Origin of the sequence: Dietzia sp. UBA5065, from assembly GCA_002415925.1 — a bacterium.
GTDB lineage: Bacteria > Actinomycetota > Actinomycetes > Mycobacteriales > Mycobacteriaceae > Dietzia.
Genome location: DIAZ01000057.1, coordinates 4,993 through 21,423 on the forward strand (window position 1 = coordinate 4,993; position 16,431 = coordinate 21,423).

Annotated in this window: 12 protein-coding genes and 1 tRNA gene; 11 read left to right on the top strand and 2 right to left on the bottom strand. The window is 72.1% G+C overall.

Features of this window, described 5'->3' with window-relative positions; all coding sequences use genetic code 11:
- A partial coding sequence (locus tag B4M60_RS04065) for a DbpA RNA binding domain-containing protein (RefSeq protein ID WP_291080531.1) occupies positions 1–540 on the top strand: 540 nt, incomplete at its 5' end.
- An 86-nt stretch (positions 541–626) separates the two neighbouring features.
- On the opposite strand, the gene B4M60_RS04070 is transcribed toward B4M60_RS04065, so the two are convergent.
- The gene (locus B4M60_RS04070) at positions 627–1,328 is read right to left on the bottom strand and encodes an HNH endonuclease family protein (protein WP_291080533.1); all 702 of its coding nucleotides are present in this window, start codon (positions 1,326–1,328) and stop codon (positions 627–629) included.
- 227 nt (positions 1,329–1,555) lie between these two features.
- Between B4M60_RS04070 and B4M60_RS04075 the strand changes: the two genes are divergently transcribed.
- The 5 genes from B4M60_RS04075 (at position 1,556) to B4M60_RS04095 (ending at position 9,616) form a co-directional block, all read left to right on the top strand.
- Positions 1,556–4,432: a DEAD/DEAH box helicase gene (locus B4M60_RS04075; RefSeq protein WP_291080535.1), complete on the top strand. Its 2,877-nt coding sequence runs from the start codon at positions 1,556–1,558 to the stop codon at positions 4,430–4,432.
- The gene (locus tag B4M60_RS04080; RefSeq protein ID WP_291080536.1) at positions 4,429–5,193 is read left to right on the top strand and encodes a hypothetical protein; all 765 of its coding nucleotides are present in this window, start codon (positions 4,429–4,431) and stop codon (positions 5,191–5,193) included. Before B4M60_RS04075 ends, B4M60_RS04080 begins: the two co-directional genes overlap by 4 nt.
- A gap of 61 nt (positions 5,194–5,254) precedes the next feature.
- Positions 5,255–6,442 (top strand): metallophosphoesterase family protein, encoded by a 1,188-nt coding sequence (locus tag B4M60_RS04085; RefSeq protein WP_291080537.1) that lies wholly within the window; start codon positions 5,255–5,257, stop codon positions 6,440–6,442.
- Entirely contained in the window at positions 6,439–9,078 is a 2,640-nt protein-coding gene (locus tag B4M60_RS04090) for an AAA family ATPase (RefSeq protein WP_291080539.1), read from the top strand. The genes B4M60_RS04085 and B4M60_RS04090 overlap by 4 nt, the downstream gene beginning before the upstream one ends.
- A 58-nt stretch (positions 9,079–9,136) precedes the next feature.
- Positions 9,137–9,616: a MarR family winged helix-turn-helix transcriptional regulator gene (locus tag B4M60_RS04095; RefSeq protein WP_291080541.1), complete on the top strand. Its 480-nt coding sequence runs from the start codon at positions 9,137–9,139 to the stop codon at positions 9,614–9,616.
- Positions 9,617–9,708: 92 nt separating this feature from the next.
- On the opposite strand, the gene B4M60_RS04100 is transcribed toward B4M60_RS04095, so the two are convergent.
- Positions 9,709–9,784, bottom strand: a tRNA-Arg gene (locus B4M60_RS04100).
- Positions 9,785–9,972: 188 nt separating this feature from the next.
- Between B4M60_RS04100 and argS the strand changes: the two genes are divergently transcribed.
- The 5 genes from argS to thrB are packed head-to-tail and all read left to right on the top strand — an operon-like array spanning position 9,973 to position 16,427.
- On the top strand, positions 9,973–11,625 hold the full coding sequence (argS, locus tag B4M60_RS04105) for an arginine--tRNA ligase (protein WP_291080543.1): 1,653 nt from the start codon (positions 9,973–9,975) through the stop codon (positions 11,623–11,625).
- Positions 11,622–13,040 carry a diaminopimelate decarboxylase gene (gene lysA, locus B4M60_RS04110; RefSeq protein ID WP_291080545.1) on the top strand — a complete coding sequence of 473 codons (1,419 nt, stop codon included), beginning with the start codon at positions 11,622–11,624 and terminating at the stop codon, positions 13,038–13,040. The genes argS and lysA overlap by 4 nt, the downstream gene beginning before the upstream one ends.
- Entirely contained in the window at positions 13,037–14,389 is a 1,353-nt protein-coding gene (locus B4M60_RS04115) for a homoserine dehydrogenase (RefSeq protein ID WP_291080547.1), read from the top strand. Before lysA ends, B4M60_RS04115 begins: the two co-directional genes overlap by 4 nt.
- Positions 14,386–15,468 carry a threonine synthase gene (gene thrC, locus B4M60_RS04120; RefSeq protein WP_291080548.1) on the top strand — a complete coding sequence of 361 codons (1,083 nt, stop codon included), beginning with the start codon at positions 14,386–14,388 and terminating at the stop codon, positions 15,466–15,468. The genes B4M60_RS04115 and thrC overlap by 4 nt, the downstream gene beginning before the upstream one ends.
- The gene (gene thrB / locus B4M60_RS04125; RefSeq protein WP_291080550.1) at positions 15,465–16,427 is read left to right on the top strand and encodes a homoserine kinase; all 963 of its coding nucleotides are present in this window, start codon (positions 15,465–15,467) and stop codon (positions 16,425–16,427) included. Before thrC ends, thrB begins: the two co-directional genes overlap by 4 nt.
- Positions 16,428–16,431: the final 4 nt, after the last annotated feature.

A 16,431-nucleotide genomic window follows, 5' to 3' on the forward strand; every position in this document is an offset into this window, starting at 1 on the left:
GACCGCCGCGACGACCGGCGGGACGACCGCCGTGACGGGCGGCGGGACGACCGGCGGGACGACCGCCGGGAGCGACCGGGACGCGATTTCTCGGACGGTCCTCGACCGTCGAGGTCGGGTAAGGACATGGCCGAGTACCGGATCGCCGTCGGTAAGCGGAACAACGTCAAGCCCGGCTCGATCATGGGCGCCCTGGCAAACGAGGCCGGTCTGAGCGGTGGGGACATCGGTCGCATCTCCATCCGGTTCGACCACTCGATCGTCGAGCTCCCGGCCGGGCTCTCCCGCGATCAGATCGAGTCGATGCGCGGTATCCGGGTCGCCGGTGCCGAGATCGACATCCGTCCCGACTCGGGTCCTCCGGCGGGCCGGCCGTCGTCCTTCCGTGACGAGCGCGGCGGTGGACGCCCCCGCAGTGGGGACCACGGCGACCGTGGTGGCGATCGCCGGAGCGACCGGCGCGGGGACCGCCGAGAGGATCGCGGCGGCGGAGGCGGCGGCTTCCGTGGCCGTTCCGGTGGCGGCTCGGACCGCCACTGACGGTAGGCGGTGGTCACCGGCCGCAGGTGACCGGCGTCCGCGGCCAGTAACGCTCTGACCGGAGTCCGACCCCGCTGCCCCCGCGCCTACCCGCCGCGGGGGCAGCGTCGCACCGCCTCTCCGAGGGCCTCGTGATCCGCGGCGGTGACCGGAAGCCCGTAGGCCACCGCCACGCTGAGGTACCGGGCGGCGTAGAAGCAGTGCCGCCCGGGATCGGGGGGCAGCCAGTCCGCGGGAGTCGAGTCGCTCTTGCGGGTGTTGACGGATCCGGTCACGGCGATGAGGTTCCTGTCGACGTCGTTGGCGAAGGCCGCGCGACGCCGGGCGGACCAGCGCCACGCTCCCAGGTCCCACGCGGCGGAGAGCGGAAAGACGTGGTCGACATGGATCCCCCCGACCCCGGTGCGCTCCACGTCCACCACCCGGCCCGTGTAGGGGTCCACCAGGATGCCGCCGCTCACCGTGCACGGCGAGTCGGGATCGGTCACGGCTCCGCGGAGGTCCCGGGACAGGACGTCCTGGCGGGTCGAGCATCCGTTCCCCGAGCCCGGCGCGCCGGTGGCGTCGCTCCACGCCGGACCGAACACGCACGCGGATTCCCCTGAGCAGTCCCGTTGGTACCCCGGCACCGGGACGCGTTCGCCCACCACCTCGACATGGGCGAGGAGCGGGGCCACGCTCTCACGTCCGGGGCTTCCGGGCACCGGGGTGTGCCGGTCGCCGGACCACACGACGGCGCACGCCGCCGCCAGGGTCAGCACCGCGAGGGCCGAGGCTCGACGGGCCACGGGCGGCCGAGGTCGGGGCGACCCTGGTGTTGGGGTCCGGGAGGGCGATTCGCACGTCATCGACCGAGTGTCGGGCCCGGGTGTCGCCTCGTGGCGGGACAGGGCTGCACGCGCGCGACGCCTGGGGACGGGCCGGGGGCTGTGGAGAACCGCGGTTCCCCGACGGGGCCCCGCGTACGGCACCCCGCGTACGGCACCCTGTCGGACCTCCGTGCTTACATGTGGTCGTGTCCCCACCCGCCGATCCCCGTCTTCACGCCGTCTGGCAGGCCGGGGTCGTGGGGCTCTGGTGCGACACGGGCCTGCGTCGGCCACAGTCCGTGGCGCCGGCCGCGTCCGTCACCGCCGTCGCCCGCGCCGGGGCTCCGGCCCGTGTGATCGACCTCCTCGAGGGCTACCGGCTCACGCACCGCATCGGTGTCCGCGCCGTGATCGAGGGCCGGGCGAGACCCGCTACCGTGCCCGGGATCCGGGTGTCGGTCGGTGCCGCAGTGGACCTCTGCGGGTTGCTCGATGTGGACGATGGCTGGGTCGGGGCCGGCCTACGCGCACTGTCCGCTCTGTCCGACGGGGTGGCGGCGTTCGTCTCCACCGGTCACGTCGTCCCCGTCCTGTCCCGGCAGGACGGGGGCTGGGACGCGTCGTGGGCACTCGTCTCCTCGCCGGTCGTCGCGGCGTGGAGCGCCGAGAGTCTCACCCGGTGCCACGGGTTGGTCTCCACCCGCGAGGAACTCGACCGGCTGCTGTCGGCCCTGGCCGACCACCATGCCAGGGCCGCGCTCGCGCCGCTCGCCGCCGACCGCCGGAGTGAGCTGGGCGGGGCGCTCGTCACCGGGGGGGAGGTGGCCTCGGGGGGGCAGCCGTTGGCCGAGGCGATCGGCGACTTCGGCCGCGCCGCCGCCGCACGGGACGTCGAGGTGGTCTTCCGGTTGATGGAACCGTCGGGCGACGACGACGCCCCGGATGATCCGGTCGGTGGCTCGACCACCGGCCAGGGGATCCTCTGGCGGCTGGAGGTGCTCGTGCGGACGGGTGCCGATTCGCTCCGCCCGGTCACCGGCCTGGCCGACGCGTCGGCGGTGGCCGGACCGGTACGGGACGTGGTCGACAGGGCCGTCCGTTCGTGGCCGCCGTTGTCCCGTGCGACGCACGCGGCGGGGAGCGCGGATCTGCTCCTGCCCCCCGGACTCGTCGTGGACCTGGTCGACGAGGGGGTCGAGGCGTTGCGCGGGCGGGGCGTCGAGGTCCTCCTGCCCAGGGCGTGGACCAGGGTCAGGACCGCGGTCAGGGTCGCGGTGAAGGACCCCGGCACCGAGGCCGTCGACTCGGGACACAGGCTCGGTCTGGACCAACTCGCGGACGTGGACTGGGAGATGGTCGTCGACGACACCCCGCTCGATGAGGTCGAGGCCCGGCTCCTGCTCGACGCGGCCTCGGATCTGGTCCGGCTCCGGGGTCAGTGGGTCCGGGCGGATGCGGGAGCGCTCAGGAGGGCGGCGAGGTTCCTCGCCGCCCGGCGGGGGAAGCGGGTCACGGCACCCGCCCTGGTCGGGGCGCTGATGTCCGAGGAGGCGGAGGGCGTGGAGATCGAGGCGCCCACGACCCTCGGGTGGCTCCCCTCGTCGTCGTCCCCCGTGGTCCTCCCGGAGTGGTTCCGTGCGACTCTACGTCCGTATCAGGCGGAGGGGGTGCGGTGGCTCGCGGCCCTGGCTACAGCGGGGACGGGGGCGGTGCTCGCGGACGACATGGGGCTGGGCAAGACCATGCAGGTCCTGGCCCTCACCGCCGTCGAGCATCTGGAGGGGCGGAGTGGGCCCACCCTGGTCGTCGCACCGCTGACCCTCGTGACCACCTGGGCGCGCGAGGCCGCCACGTTCGCCCCGGCACTGCGTGTGCTCGTCCACCACGGGCCGGGCCGCGACACCGGGGCGGGCGCGGCCGATCAGATGACCGCGGCGGATCTCGTCGTGACCTCGTACGGAACCGCCTCCCGCGACGCCGACCTCCTCGCCGGGGTGCCGTGGCGACGGCTGGTCGCCGACGAGGCGCAGACGGTCAAGAACCCGACCACCGCGGTCTCCCGCGCCATCAGGACCATCCCCGCCGAACACAGGATCGCCCTCACCGGCACCCCGGTCGAGAACCGTCTCGACGAGTTGCGGGCGGTGCTCGACTTCGCCAACCCGGGGCTGCTCGGGTCGGCGAGCACGTTCCGCGCGCGGTTCGCGGTCCCGATCGAATCCCATCGCGATGAGGCCGCGGCCTCCCGCCTGCGCGCCCTCGCCGCCCCCTTCGTGCTGCGCCGCCTCAAATCCGACCCCAGGGTGGCCGCCGACCTGCCCGCGAAGCAGCACATCCGCGTCGACTCCCCGTTGACGCGCGAGCAGGCCACCCTGTATCTGGCGGTGGTCGAGGACATGATGGAACAGGTGAAGGAGTCCGAGGGCGCCGCGCGGAAGGGTGCGATCCTGTCCGGGCTCACCGCGCTCAAACAGGTCTGCAATCACCCGGCGCACTACCTGGGGGACGGATCCGCCCTGCTGCGGGGAGGCCGTCACCGGTCCGGAAAGCTCGCGGCGCTGGACGAGGTGCTCACCGAGATCCTCGAGGCGGGGGAGAAGGTCCTGCTGTTCACGCAGTACCGGGCGTTCGGCGACCTCATCCTGCCGATGGTGGAGCGACGGGCGGCCACCGCGGTGCCGTTCCTCCACGGCGGCGTCACGGCGGCCGGCCGAGCCGCGATGGTGGAGGCGTTCCAGGCGCCGGACGGTCCGCCGGTGATGCTCGCGTCACTCCGCGCCGGTGGAACCGGTCTCACGCTCACCGAGGCCAACCACGTCGTGCACCTGGACCGGTGGTGGAACCCGGCCGTGGAGAACCAGGCGACCGACCGCGTCCACCGCATAGGCCAGACGCGGGTGGTGCAGGTCCGGACGCTGGTCGCGCCGGGCACGGTCGAGGACCGGATCGACGAGTTGTTGGAGTCCAAACGCGAACTGGCCGAGCTCACGCTGGGGCCGCTCGCGGGGGCACTGACCGAGCTGGACGATGCCGGCCTGGCGGCGCTCGTCGGACTCACCGACGAGGGGAACGACGAGCCGTGAGCCGACGGACGGGCATCCCCGCCCGGTCGGAAGCCGGGCCGTTCGGGACACACATGTGGAGCCGCCGGTGGTCCGCGGACCTCGAGGCAGGGGTGGACAGGCGCGAGGTGTACCTGGCTCGCAAGGAGGCCCGGAGCGGACGTGTGCTCTCGCTGGAACATTCCGGCCGGACCGTGCGCTGCGATGTCGACGGCAGTCGTCCCGATCCGTTCACCGTCGAGTTCGAGTTCGCGCCGGTGGACCAGACGGATTCCGACGCCCTCCGCGCCGCCCTGCGCCGGGAGGAGGGCGGCGTGCTGGGCGCGCTGTCGGGCTCGTACTCCGACACCGTGGGCTTCCTCCTCATGCCCGCGGTCCGCGGGTCCACCTCGTATCGGTGTGGGTGCCCGGTGCACCCCGGGCCCTGCCGACACGTGCTCGCCGCGTCCTACGTGATGGTCGAGTGGTGGGACGTCTCCCCCGAGGTCCTGTTCGCCCTCCGGGGACTCCGCGCGGATGAACTCGGTGCGGTGCTCGGGGGAGCGGGGGCGCAAGGCTCCGACGGCGTGGCGTTCGACGTCCAGGAGAGCCTGTGGGGTCGCGAGCCGCTGCTGCTCCCGACGGTCCCCGACCCCGATCCCGCCGGGCTGGAGGATCTGCTCGACGCCCCCGTCACCCGGAGGGTCGCAGCGGCCGCCACCGGAGATCCACTCGAGCAGCTCCGCGTGGTCGCGGACCTGGAGGACTTCCTCGACGCCTTCTCGCGGTACAGGCCGCGGTGACGCCCACCTCCCGGCGGCCGCCCCGCGGGGGCGTGTCGGACCCCCGCCCTACTATGCGGCCATGAGCAACTCCCGGAACGGCGGCACGGCCCGGTTCATCCATTCGGCGGACTGGCAGCTCGGCATGACCCGGCGATTCCTCGGGGCGGAGTCGCAGGCGGTGTACACGGCGGACAGGCTGGCGGCGGTGGCGGCGTTGGGGGACCTCGCCACCGTGCACGGAGCCGAGTTCGTGGTGGTGGCCGGTGACGCCTTCGAGGACAACGCGGTCCCCAGATCGGTCGTGCTACGCACCGCGGAGGCTCTCGCGTCGTTCCCCGTCCCCGTGGTCATCCTCCCCGGTAACCACGACCCCCTCGATGTGTCGTCCGTCTTCCGCTGTCGGGACTTCGCGTCGGTGATCGCGGACGGATCCGTGATCGTGCTCGACGGCACCGGTCCGGTCGAGGTGGTCCCCGGTGTCGAGGTGGTCGGGGTCCCGTGGACCTCGAAACGCCCCGACCCGGGCCGGCTGCCGGCGCTGTTGGCGGACCTGGAACCGACCGACCGACTCCGGGTGCTCGTCGCCCACGGCGGGACCGACGCGGTCTACGGTGGCGATTCGCCGTCGGTGGAAGCGATCCGCGTCGAGGCGGTGGAGGATGCGGTCGACGCCGGGCTCGTGGACTACGTGGCACTGGGGGACCGACATTCGGTCACCAGGGTCGGGTCGGGGCACCGGATCTGGTTCTCCGGCAGCCCGGAGACGACGGCGTTCGACGACAAGGAGCGGGACTCCGGATACGCACTGCTCGTCGAACTCGCGCGAACGGCACCGCCCGGCGAGCCGCGGCACTGCGAGGTGACCAGGCTGAGGACCGGGAGGTGGTCCTTCAGGGCGCTCACCGCGGAGATCGAGACCGAGGCGGACCTCGACGCGCTCGCCGAGCTCGTCGACTCGATCGACGACAAACCCCGCACCGTTCTCAAGCTGGGTCTCACGGGAACCGTCGGGGTGGCTCTGCGCGCGAGGATCGACGACCTCCTGGAGACGTGGTCGGCGTTGTTCGCCTCCGCCTACCTGAGGGAGAGACTCACCCACCTGGTCGTGCGAGCCGAGGACTCCGACTTCACGGGCCTCGTCGACGGGTACGCGGGGCGGGCCGTCGAGGATCTCGTGGCCAAGGCGGCCGGGGCCGGACCCGACTCCGAGGACGCCGGGAACGCGCTCAGTCTGCTGTACCGGCTCGTGGACGGGGGTGTCCGATGATCCTGCACCGATTGCGCATCGAGGACTTCCGGGGCGTCGGACGGGAAGAGGTGACCCTCCCGTCCCGTGGCGTCTTCCTGATCGAGGGGCCCAACGAATCGGGGAAGACGAGCCTCATGGACGCCCTCGAGATGCTCCTCGAGCACAAGGCGTCCTCGTCGCGCGCGGAGATCAAGGCCGCGAGCCCCGTCGGCAGGGACGTCCCCGTGGTGGTCGAGGCCGAGTTCACCGTCGACGGTGAGCGGATGCGCTACCGCAAGGAGTTCGTCAGGGGAAAGCGCACTTCGCTCGAGTTCACGGGTTCGGCGAAGGCGGCGCTGACCGGCGATGACGCGCACGACTACGTGCGGGACCTCCTCGATCGTCGGGTGGACCGCTCGCTCTGGAAGGCGCTGCGCGTGGCTCAGGACGACCCGATCGGTCAGGTTGATGCGGGCGGCGGCCTGAGCTCGCTGCGCCGAGCGCTGGACGCCGCTGCGGGCGGAAACGACCCGACGGGAGACGACACCCTGGTCACGCGCGTCGAGGAGGAGCGGAACCGCTACCTGACGGCCCGCAGAGGCGAACCCACCGGGGATCTGGCGCGCTCGGAGACGCGCCTGGCCGACGCCCGGACGGCACTGGCCGAGGCCACCGCGCGGTTCGCGGAACTCGACACGGCGGTGGCCGAACACGCCGAGAGGAAGGCGTCCCATGAGGGGAGGCAGGCAGCGCTCGACACGGTCCAGGCGGAGGTGACGAGGCTGGAGGAGGCGGATCGGGTGGTGGCCGATCACCGTGACCGCTGCAGCACCGCGGAGGCGGAGGCCGACCGCGCGGCGATCGCACACGAGGCATCGAGCCGTGCTCGGCGCGAGCGCGCGGAGCTCCTCGCCCGACGCGACCGCGAGCAGGTCAGGCGGACCGCGCTCCGGGATGCGGCCGAGGCCGCGGGGCGGAGGCTGGAACCGGCTCAGGCGCGGGCCGGAGAGGCACGGTCCGCGTTGGAGGCCGCCGAGACGCGCGTCACCACCGCTTGGGCCCTGCTCGATGCGCAGCGGGTGGCCCGCGAGCGGGACCGCCGACGCTCGGACCTGGCGGCCCTCGACGCGCTCCTGGCGACCCTGCGGGACGTGGGGGAGACGCTCGCGGAGCGGGAGGCAGAGCTCGCGGAGATCGATCTTCCGGCGGACGTCCTCGACGGGATCCGCGATGCGGACGCCGCCCTGCGCGAGGCGGTGGTGCGCAGTGCGGCCAGTGCACCCCGGGTCGAGGTCGCGGGTGTCGGCGAGATCCGCGTCGGAGGTGATCCGATCGATGTGGCGGACGGGTGGGCGCGGGAGATCGTCGAGGACACCGTGTTCGAGATGGGCTCGATCTCCCTCACTGTCGTGCCCGCCGGCGACACGGACTCCGTCCGCCGCGCGGAGGCCCGCGCGCGCACCGTGCTGGACCGTCTCCTCGAGGAGCACGAGCTCGACTCGCCCGCCGACGCTGAGCGGCGGGCCGGGCGTTCGGCGGAACTCCGCGCCGACATCGCCGCGCTCCGGCGGCGGAGATCGGACCTCCTCGCCGGGGACACCCCAGAGGATCTGGTCGGCAGGCGGGCGATGCTCGCCTCTGGCGCGGACGCCGAGCCGCCCACCGCCGCGGAGGGCGCTGACTGTGGGGATTCCGCCGGGCCCGTCGTAGGCTCGATCGGGGATCTCGCCGCGGAGTCCGCGTCCGCCGAGGAGCACCTGGCCCGGTGCCGCGCGGAGGACCGGGCGGCCTCGGCGGAGGCGGAGACCCTGAGGACGGACGCGGCCACCCGCACCGCGTTGCTCAGGGAGGCGGATGAGCGACTTCGGGAGTGCGAGGACGCCCTCGCCGCGGCGCGGGACGCGGTACCCGACCACGACCTCGCGGTGGCGGTGGAGCAGACGAGGGTCGTTGCGGATTCCACCAGGACGGCGGCGACCGTCGCCAGGGCGGGGTTGGACGAGGCGCTGGCCGAGGCGCCACCGGGATTGCTGGACAATGCGCGGGCGTCCCTGGACGTGCTGGTCGCCGAGGAACGGGAGGCCGCGGCGGCGGTGGCGACGGCTCTCGGTCGGGTCAACGCGATCGGTGACCAGGGCAGGCTGGAGGACGTCGCGGTGGCCGAGCGTGAGACCGACGCGGCGGGGCGTGAGAACGACGCGCTGTGGCGGCGTGCCCGCGCAGCGGACCTCCTCCACCGCACCTTGGTCCAGCGTCGTGCCGAGGCGTTGTTGGCCTACCAGGAGCCCTTCCACCGTGCCGTTCTCGAGCTGGGGTCCCTGGTCTACGGGCGCGAGTTCGATGTGCGCCTGGGGGAGGATCTCACCATACTGAGCCGCAGGATCGGAGAGGTGACCGTGGACTACGACGCGCTGTCGGGTGGCGCGCGCGAGCAACTCGCGGTGATAGTGCGGATCGCCTGCGCGAGGATCGTCGGGGACGACGGCGTCCCGGTATTCCTCGACGACACGATGGGCTACACGGATCCGACTCGCCGCCTGACGATGGGGGCGGTCATCGCGGCCGCCGCGGCGACGTCCCAGGTGATCGTTCTCACCTGCGATCGCGCGCGGTTCGCGGGGATCGGTGGCGCGCGTACCCACGTCATGAGCAGAACGGGTGCGACCGGGGACTGAGAATGCGCGGAGGTCGCCTGATGAAAGAGCGGTTCACATTCCGTGCTGTAATAGGCCCATGAGCGATACACGCTGGTTGAGCGAAGAAGAGCAGCGCATGTGGCGCCGGTACAGGGATGTCAATCAGCTCCTCGAGCTCGCGATCGAGAGGCAGCTCCAGCGGGACGCGTCGATGTCGCAATCCGACTACTCGGTTCTGGTCAGCCTCAGCGAGACCGACGGGCGGGGCCTGCGTGCCCGCGATCTAGGCGCGGTCCTCGGCTGGGATCGAAGCCGCGTGTCCCATCAGGTCCGGCGTATGGAGGGCCGGGGTCTGGTCTCGAAGGGCGAGTGCGCGGAAGACGGGCGTGGCACGATCGTCACCCTCACCGCGGAGGGTGCCGACGCGATCGCCCGGGTGGCCCCGAAGCACGTTGAGAAGGTCCGTGAGCTCTTCGTCGACGTCGTGACGGAGGAGGAGATCCGCCAGCTCACCGACATCTACGACCGGGTGGTCTCCCGGATCGGGGAAGTCGACAAGATCACCCTGCCCAGCTGATCACCGGGGCTCGGCGAGTCCCGGGCTCGCGCTCTCAGCGGGAAACGGGAAACGGGAAGGGCCCGGGCTGGTGAGCCCGGGCCCTTCCCGTGTGGTGCCCCCGAAGGGAATCGAACCCCTGACCTTTGGTACCGGAAACCAACGCTCTATCCCCTGAGCTACGAGGGCGGGATACCGGTCCGAAGACCGGAGGCCGTCCGGGCGTGGCGATCGTGGGATCACCCTGCCCAACGGCGAGACCGATCGTAGCACCGGCCGGGAGGCGGAACCGCATCGGCCCCGCGCGGTCCCGACAGGCCGGGTCCCGGCGGCCGCCGATTCCCCTGTCGACGTGCGGACACCTAGGATAGGAAGACGTGACTCCCGCTGACCTCGCCGCCGTCATCCGTGCCGCACTCATCGACGTTCTCGCCGAACGCGGAGCCGACACCTCGGTCGTGCCGGAGACGGTGACGGTGGAACGGCCCCGCAACCCCGAGCACGGCGACTACGCGACCAACATCGCGCTCCAGTTGGCCAAGAAGATCGGGGTGGCACCCCGGGACCTCGCGCAGGACCTGGCCACCGCGCTCGTGTCGGATCCCGGCGTGGCCTCGGCGGAGATCGCCGGCCCCGGCTTCCTCAACATCCGACTCGAGTCGGGTGCGCAGGGATCGCTCGTCGCCACCGTCATCGAGCAGGGAAATGCGTTCGGCAACGGCGGCGCCATGGCCGGCCGGCGGGTGAACCTGGAGTTCGTGTCGGCCAACCCCACGGGTCCGATCCACCTCGGCGGCACCCGTTGGGCGGCGGTCGGTGACGCGCTCGGTCGCGTCCTCGAGGCCTCGGGCGCGGAGGTGACCCGCGAGTACTACTTCAACGACCACGGCGCCCAGATCGACCGGTTCAGCCGGTCGCTCGCCGCCGCCGCCCGCGGTGAGGCGACCCCGGAGGACGGGTACGCGGGGGCGTACATCGAGGAGATCGCGGCCCGAGTGGTGGCCGCGCACCCCGGTGTCCTCGAGGAGACGCGGGAGGACGGGCTCGAGACCTTCCGCGCGGCGGGCGTCGACATGATGTTCTCCCACATCAAGGCCTCGCTCGCGGAGTTCGGGACGGTCTTCGACGTCTACACCCACGAGAACTCGATGTTCACCTCCGGGGCGGTGGACCGCGCGGTCCAGACGCTCAAGGACAACGGCAACCTGTACGAGTCCGAGGGTGCGTGGTGGCTGCGCTCGACCGCCTTCGGTGACGACAAGGACCGGGTTGTCCTCAAGTCCGACGGCAACGCCGCGTACATCGCGGGGGACATCGCGTACTTCCTGGACAAGCGGGAACGCGGATTCGACCTGTGCATCTACATGCTCGGGGCGGACCATCACGGGTACATCGCCCGGCTCAAGGCGGCCGCGGCGGCCCTGGGCGACGATCCGGCGACGATCGAGGTGCTGATCGGGCAGATGGTCAGCCTCGTGCGCGACGGTGTCCCGGTCAAGATGAGCAAGCGCGCCGGCACCGTCATCACGTTGGACGACCTGGTGGACGCGATCGGTGTCGACGCAGCGCGGTATGCGCTCATCCGCTCCTCGGTGGACCAGACCATGGACATCGACCTCCAGCTGTGGACCTCGGCGACCAACGACAACCCGGTCTTCTACGTCCAGTACGCCCATGCGCGGCTGTGTTCGCTCGCGCGCAACGCCGCGGACCTGGGCGTCACCACGGAGGCCGCCGACCTCTCCCTGCTGGTCGAGGACCGCGAGGGTGCGCTCATCAGGACGATCGGCGAGTTCCCCCAGATCGTGGCCAGCGCCGCCGATCTCCGCGAGCCGCACCGTGTCGCACGGTATCTCGAGGAGCTCGCCGCCGCCTACCACCGCTTCTACGACACCTGTCGAGTTCTGCCCATGGGTGACGAGGAGGCGGGGCCGCTGCACGCCGCCCGGCTGGCGCTGAGCTCGGCGACCAGGCAGACGCTCGCCAACGGCCTGCGCCTGATCGGCGTCAGCGCACCGGAGAAGATGTGAGCGCGCATCCGGCCGGGTCCCGGCACGAGTTCCCCCACGCCCCGGGGATCGGCGAGCGGCCCGGTACCGCGGCGGACGTGATGGCCCTGGACCCCGCCGTGTGGCCGCGAGGAGCGGGCAGGCGCGTGGACGGGGTGGTGGAGTTCGCGGGGGTCGCTGCGGATGACCTGGCCGCCGAGTTCGGAACCCCGCTGTTCGTGATCGACGAGGACGACTTCCGCTCCCGCTGCCGCGAGATGGCCCGGGCCTTCGGGGGCGCCGACAGGGTCCACTACGCCTCCAAGGCGTTCCTGTGCACCGAGGTCGCACGCTGGGTCGCGCAGGAGGGACTGAGCCTGGACGTCGCCTCGGGCGGCGAGCTCGCGGTGGCGCTGCGCGCGGACTTTCCCGCCGAGCGGATCACCATGCACGGCAACAACAAGTCGGCCGAGGAGCTCAGGCTCGCGGTGCGTAGCGGTGTCGGCCACGTGGTGCTCGACTCGATGTCGGAGATCGCGCTCCTCGACGGCATCGCCGCCGACGAGGGTGTGGTCCAGGACGTCTTCATCCGGGTGACCGTGGGCGTGGAGGCGCACACCCACGAGTTCATCGCCACGGCTCACGAGGATCAGAAGTTCGGGTTCTCGCTGGCGGGCGGCGCGGCGATGGACGCCGTCGGCGCGGTGTTCGAGGCCTCGCACATCCGACTCACCGGCCTGCACAGCCACATCGGTTCGCAGATCTTCGACGTCGACGGGTTCGAACTCGCGGCCCGCCGGGTGATCGGCCTCCTCCGCGACATCGTCGACGAGTTCGGTGTCGAACGCACCGCCCAGCTGGACCACCTGGACCTCGGCGGCGGTCTGGGCATCAGCTACGTCCCGTCCGACGACCCGCCGCCGGTCGCGCAGCTGGCCGCGGCGCTGACGGACATCGTCGACGGGTTCGCCCGCGACGTCGGGCTCGCCCCTCCGACCCTGGTGGTGGAACCGGGTCGCGCGATCGCGGGACCCGGCACGGTCACCCTCTACGAGGTCGGCGTGGTCAAGGACGTCGAGCTCGCGGGCGGTGAGAGCCGCCGCTACATCAGCGTCGACGGCGGGATGAGCGACAACATCAGGACCGCGCTCTACGACGCCGTCTACGACGCCCGACTGGTGGGCCGTATCTCCGACGCGGAGGCCGTCGTCGCGAGGCTCGTGGGCAAGCACTGCGAGAGCGGGGACGTGGTGGTGCGTGACCTCTGGATGCCCGCGGACGTGGGCACGGGTGACCTGGTCGCCGTGGCGGCCACGGGGGCGTACTGCTACTCCATGTCGAGCCGCTACAACCTCATCGGGCGCCCCGCGGTGGTGGCGGTCCGCGACGGACGGGCACGCCTGGTGCTCCGCCGTGAAACCCTGGACGATCTGACGAGCCTGGAGGTGGGACAGTGAGCGACGCAACGGCGTCTGGCGTGCGACCCGTGGGGGTGGCGGTGCTCGGGATGGGCACCGTCGGCACCGAGGTCATCCGCTACATGACGGAGAACGCGGAGGCGCTCGCCTCCCGCATCGGCGCCCCGCTGGCCCTGCGCGGCGTCGCGGTCCGCGATCTGACACGGGACAGGGGCGTGGATCCGGATCTCCTCACGGCCGACCCGGCCTCGCTCGTGTCCCGTGAGGACGTCGACGTGGTCGTCGAACTCATGGGCGGCATCGACGTGCCCCGCCCACTCCTGTTGGAGGCGCTGCGCCACGGCAAGGCCGTGGTCACGGCCAACAAGGCGCTGCTGGCGGAGTACACGGACGAGCTCGCCGAGGCGGCGGACTCCACCCGGACCGACCTGTACTTCGAGGCGGCCGTGGCCGGCGCTATCCCCGTGATCGGACCCCTGCGGCGATCCATGGCGGGTGACCAGGTCGAGCGGGTCCTGGGCATCGTCAACGGCACCACCAACTACATCCTCTCGGAGATGGGATCCACGGGCGCCGACTACTCGGAGACCCTCGCGGAGGCGTCCCGGCTGGGGTACGCCGAGGCCGACCCGACCGCGGACGTGGAGGGTTACGACGCGGCGGCCAAGGCCGCGATCCTCGCCTCGATCGCCTTCCACAGCCGGGTCACCGCCGGGGACGTCTACCGGGAGGGGATCTCCCGGATCTCCCCCGACGACTTCGCCTCGGCCCGGGACATGGACTGCACGATCAAGCTCCTCGCGATCTGCGAGAAGCTGCGCCGGGCGGACGGGACCGAGGCGGTGTCCGCGCGCGTGTACCCGGCGCTGCTGCCCGACGACCATCCGCTCGCCACGGTCAACGGAGCCTTCAACGCGGTGGTGGTCGAGGCCCAGGCGGCCGGCCGGCTGATGTTCTACGGACAGGGTGCCGGCGGGGCCCCGACCGCGTCGGCCGTCCTCGGTGACATGGTCGCCGCCGCACGCAACAAGGTGGACTCGGGTCGAGCCCCCGGCGAATCCACCTACGCGGCCCTGCCCGTGGCCTCGATGGACGAGGTCTCCACCCGCTACCACGTGCGGATGCGCGTGGCCGACAAGCCCGGTGTCCTGGCACTGGTGGCGGCCGAGTTCTCGCGCCACGGCGTATCGATCGCGCAGGTCCGCCAGACCGAGGTCGAGGTGCCCGAGGCCGAGGTCGACGATTCCGAGCCCACCGCCGAACTCACCGTCCTGACCCACAGGGCCTCCGAGCGCGCGCTCGCCGACACCGTCGCCGCGCTCTCCGACCAGGACGCGGTCACGGTCATCACCAGCGTCATCCGACTCGAGGGAGTGGACACCGAATGAACACCACCCACAAGCCCGTACACACCCGCTGGCCGGGCCTCATCGAGGCGTACCGCGACCGGCTCCCGATCGGCCCGGACTGGGAGCCCGTCACCCTCTTCGAGGGCGCGACGCCTCTCCTCCCGGCGACGTACCTCTCCGAGCTGACCGGGTGCGAGGTGTACCTGAAGGTCGAGGGGCTGAACCCGACCGGGTCCTTCAAGGACCGCGGGATGACCATGGCCGTGACCGACGCCAAGGCGCGGGGCCAGAGGGCCGTGCTGTGTGCCTCGACGGGCAACACGTCGGCGTCCGCGGCGGCATACGCCACGCGTGCCCGGATGGGCTGCGCGGTGCTGATCCCGCAGGGCAAGATCGCCGCCGGGAAGCTGGCGCAGGCGGTCATGCACGGTGCCACGATCATCCAGGTCGACGGCAACTTCGACGACTGCCTGGAACTGGCGCGCAAGACCACCGCGACCTATGCGGAGATCGGGCTGGTCAACTCGGTCAACCCGGTGCGGATCGAGGGCCAGAAGACCGCCGCGTTCGAGATCGTCGACGTGCTGGGACGGGCCCCCGACCTCCATTTCCTCCCGGTCGGCAACGCGGGCAACATCACCGCGTACTGGAAGGGGTACAGCGAGTACCACGCGGACGGGATCATCGCGGCGCGGCCGCGGATGATGGGAGTCCAGGCGGCCGGCGCGGCACCCCTCGTCGACGGCGCCCCGGTCAAGAACCCGGAGACCATCGCGACGGCCATCCGGATCGGATCCCCGGCGTCGTGGGACGGCGCCGTGACCGCCCGCGACGAGTCGGGGGGGAGCTTCCGCAAGCGGACCGACGAGCAGATCCTCGAGGCGTACCGCATGGTCGCCGGCAGGGACGGCGTGTACGTGGAGCCGGCCTCGGCGGCGTCGGTCGCGGGGCTGCTCGACGCCCACTCGAACGGGGAGCTCGAGGCGGGGCAGACCATCGTCTGCACCGTCACCGGAAACGGCCTCAAGGACCCGGACACCGCGCTCCTGGGGATGCCCGAGGTCGAGCCCATCCCCGTCGACCCGTCGGCCGTCGCCGGCGCGCTCGGCCTGGAGTGAGCGAGGTGCACGGATCCGGTCCCGAGGTCTTCGGCAGTTCCGGCGGGCGCATCCTCCCGGTCGGTCGTGCGGTCACGGTGGAGGTCCCCGCGTCGAGCGCCAACCTCGGTCCGGGATTCGACGCCCTCGGCGTGGCGCTCGGCCTGTACGACACCATCACGGTGACGGTCATCGAGTCCGGGCTCGAGCTCGAGGTGTCGGGTGAGGGCGCCGGGGAGGTGCCGACCGACGCGTCGCACCTGGTGGCCAAGGCGGTGGAGGCGGGTCTGCGGGCCGGCGGGATGGGTGCCCCCGGTGTGCGGATCAGCTGTGTCAACGCGATCCCGCATTCGCGGGGACTCGGGTCGTCCGCGTCCGCGGCGGTCGGGGGACTGGTCGCGGCGGACGGACTCATGGGCCGCGTGTTGACCGACGATCGCCTGGTCCAGCTCGCGAGCGAGTTCGAGGGACACCCGGACAACGCGGCGGCGAGCGTGCTCGGGGGCGTGGTGGTCTCGTGGACCGAGCGCTCGGCGAGGACCGTGACGTATCGCGCGGTGCGGATGGACGTGGACCCGTCGATCGTCGCCACCGTGCTCGTGCCGGAGGAGACGTCCTCGACGGCCCAGACCCGGGGTCTGCTCCCCGAGACCGTCCCGCACGAGGACGCGGCCTTCAACGCCAGCCGGGCCGCCCTGATGTCGGTGGCCCTCGCGTCGCACCCCGAGTTCCTGCTGGCCGCCACCGAGGACCGGCTGCACCAGGGCTACCGGGCCCCGGCGCTCGTGGGCACCACCGAGTGGATCCGACGGCTCCGCGAGCGGGGCCTGGCGGCGACGGTCTCCGGGGCGGGGCCCACGGTCCTGGTCCTGGACACCGCGTCGCTCCCGGTCGACCTGCGTCGGGAGGCCGAAGCCCAGGGGTGGAGGGTCCTGGATCTGAGGATCGCCGACGGCGCGCGGGTGGTCCCGGACGCCTGAGGGC

Bases quoted from the DNA above. Each gene is read 5' to 3' on its own strand.
- thrC (WP_291080548.1), top strand. From the start codon at position 14,386: ATGAACACCACCCACAAGCCCGTACACACCCGCTGGCCGGGCCTCATC.
- B4M60_RS04095 (WP_291080541.1), top strand. From the start codon at position 9,137: ATGAGCGATACACGCTGGTTGAGCGAAGAAGAGCAGCGCATGTGGCGC.
- B4M60_RS04085 (WP_291080537.1), top strand. From the start codon at position 5,255: ATGAGCAACTCCCGGAACGGCGGCACGGCCCGGTTCATCCATTCGGCG.
- B4M60_RS04090 (WP_291080539.1), top strand. From the start codon at position 6,439: ATGATCCTGCACCGATTGCGCATCGAGGACTTCCGGGGCGTCGGACGG.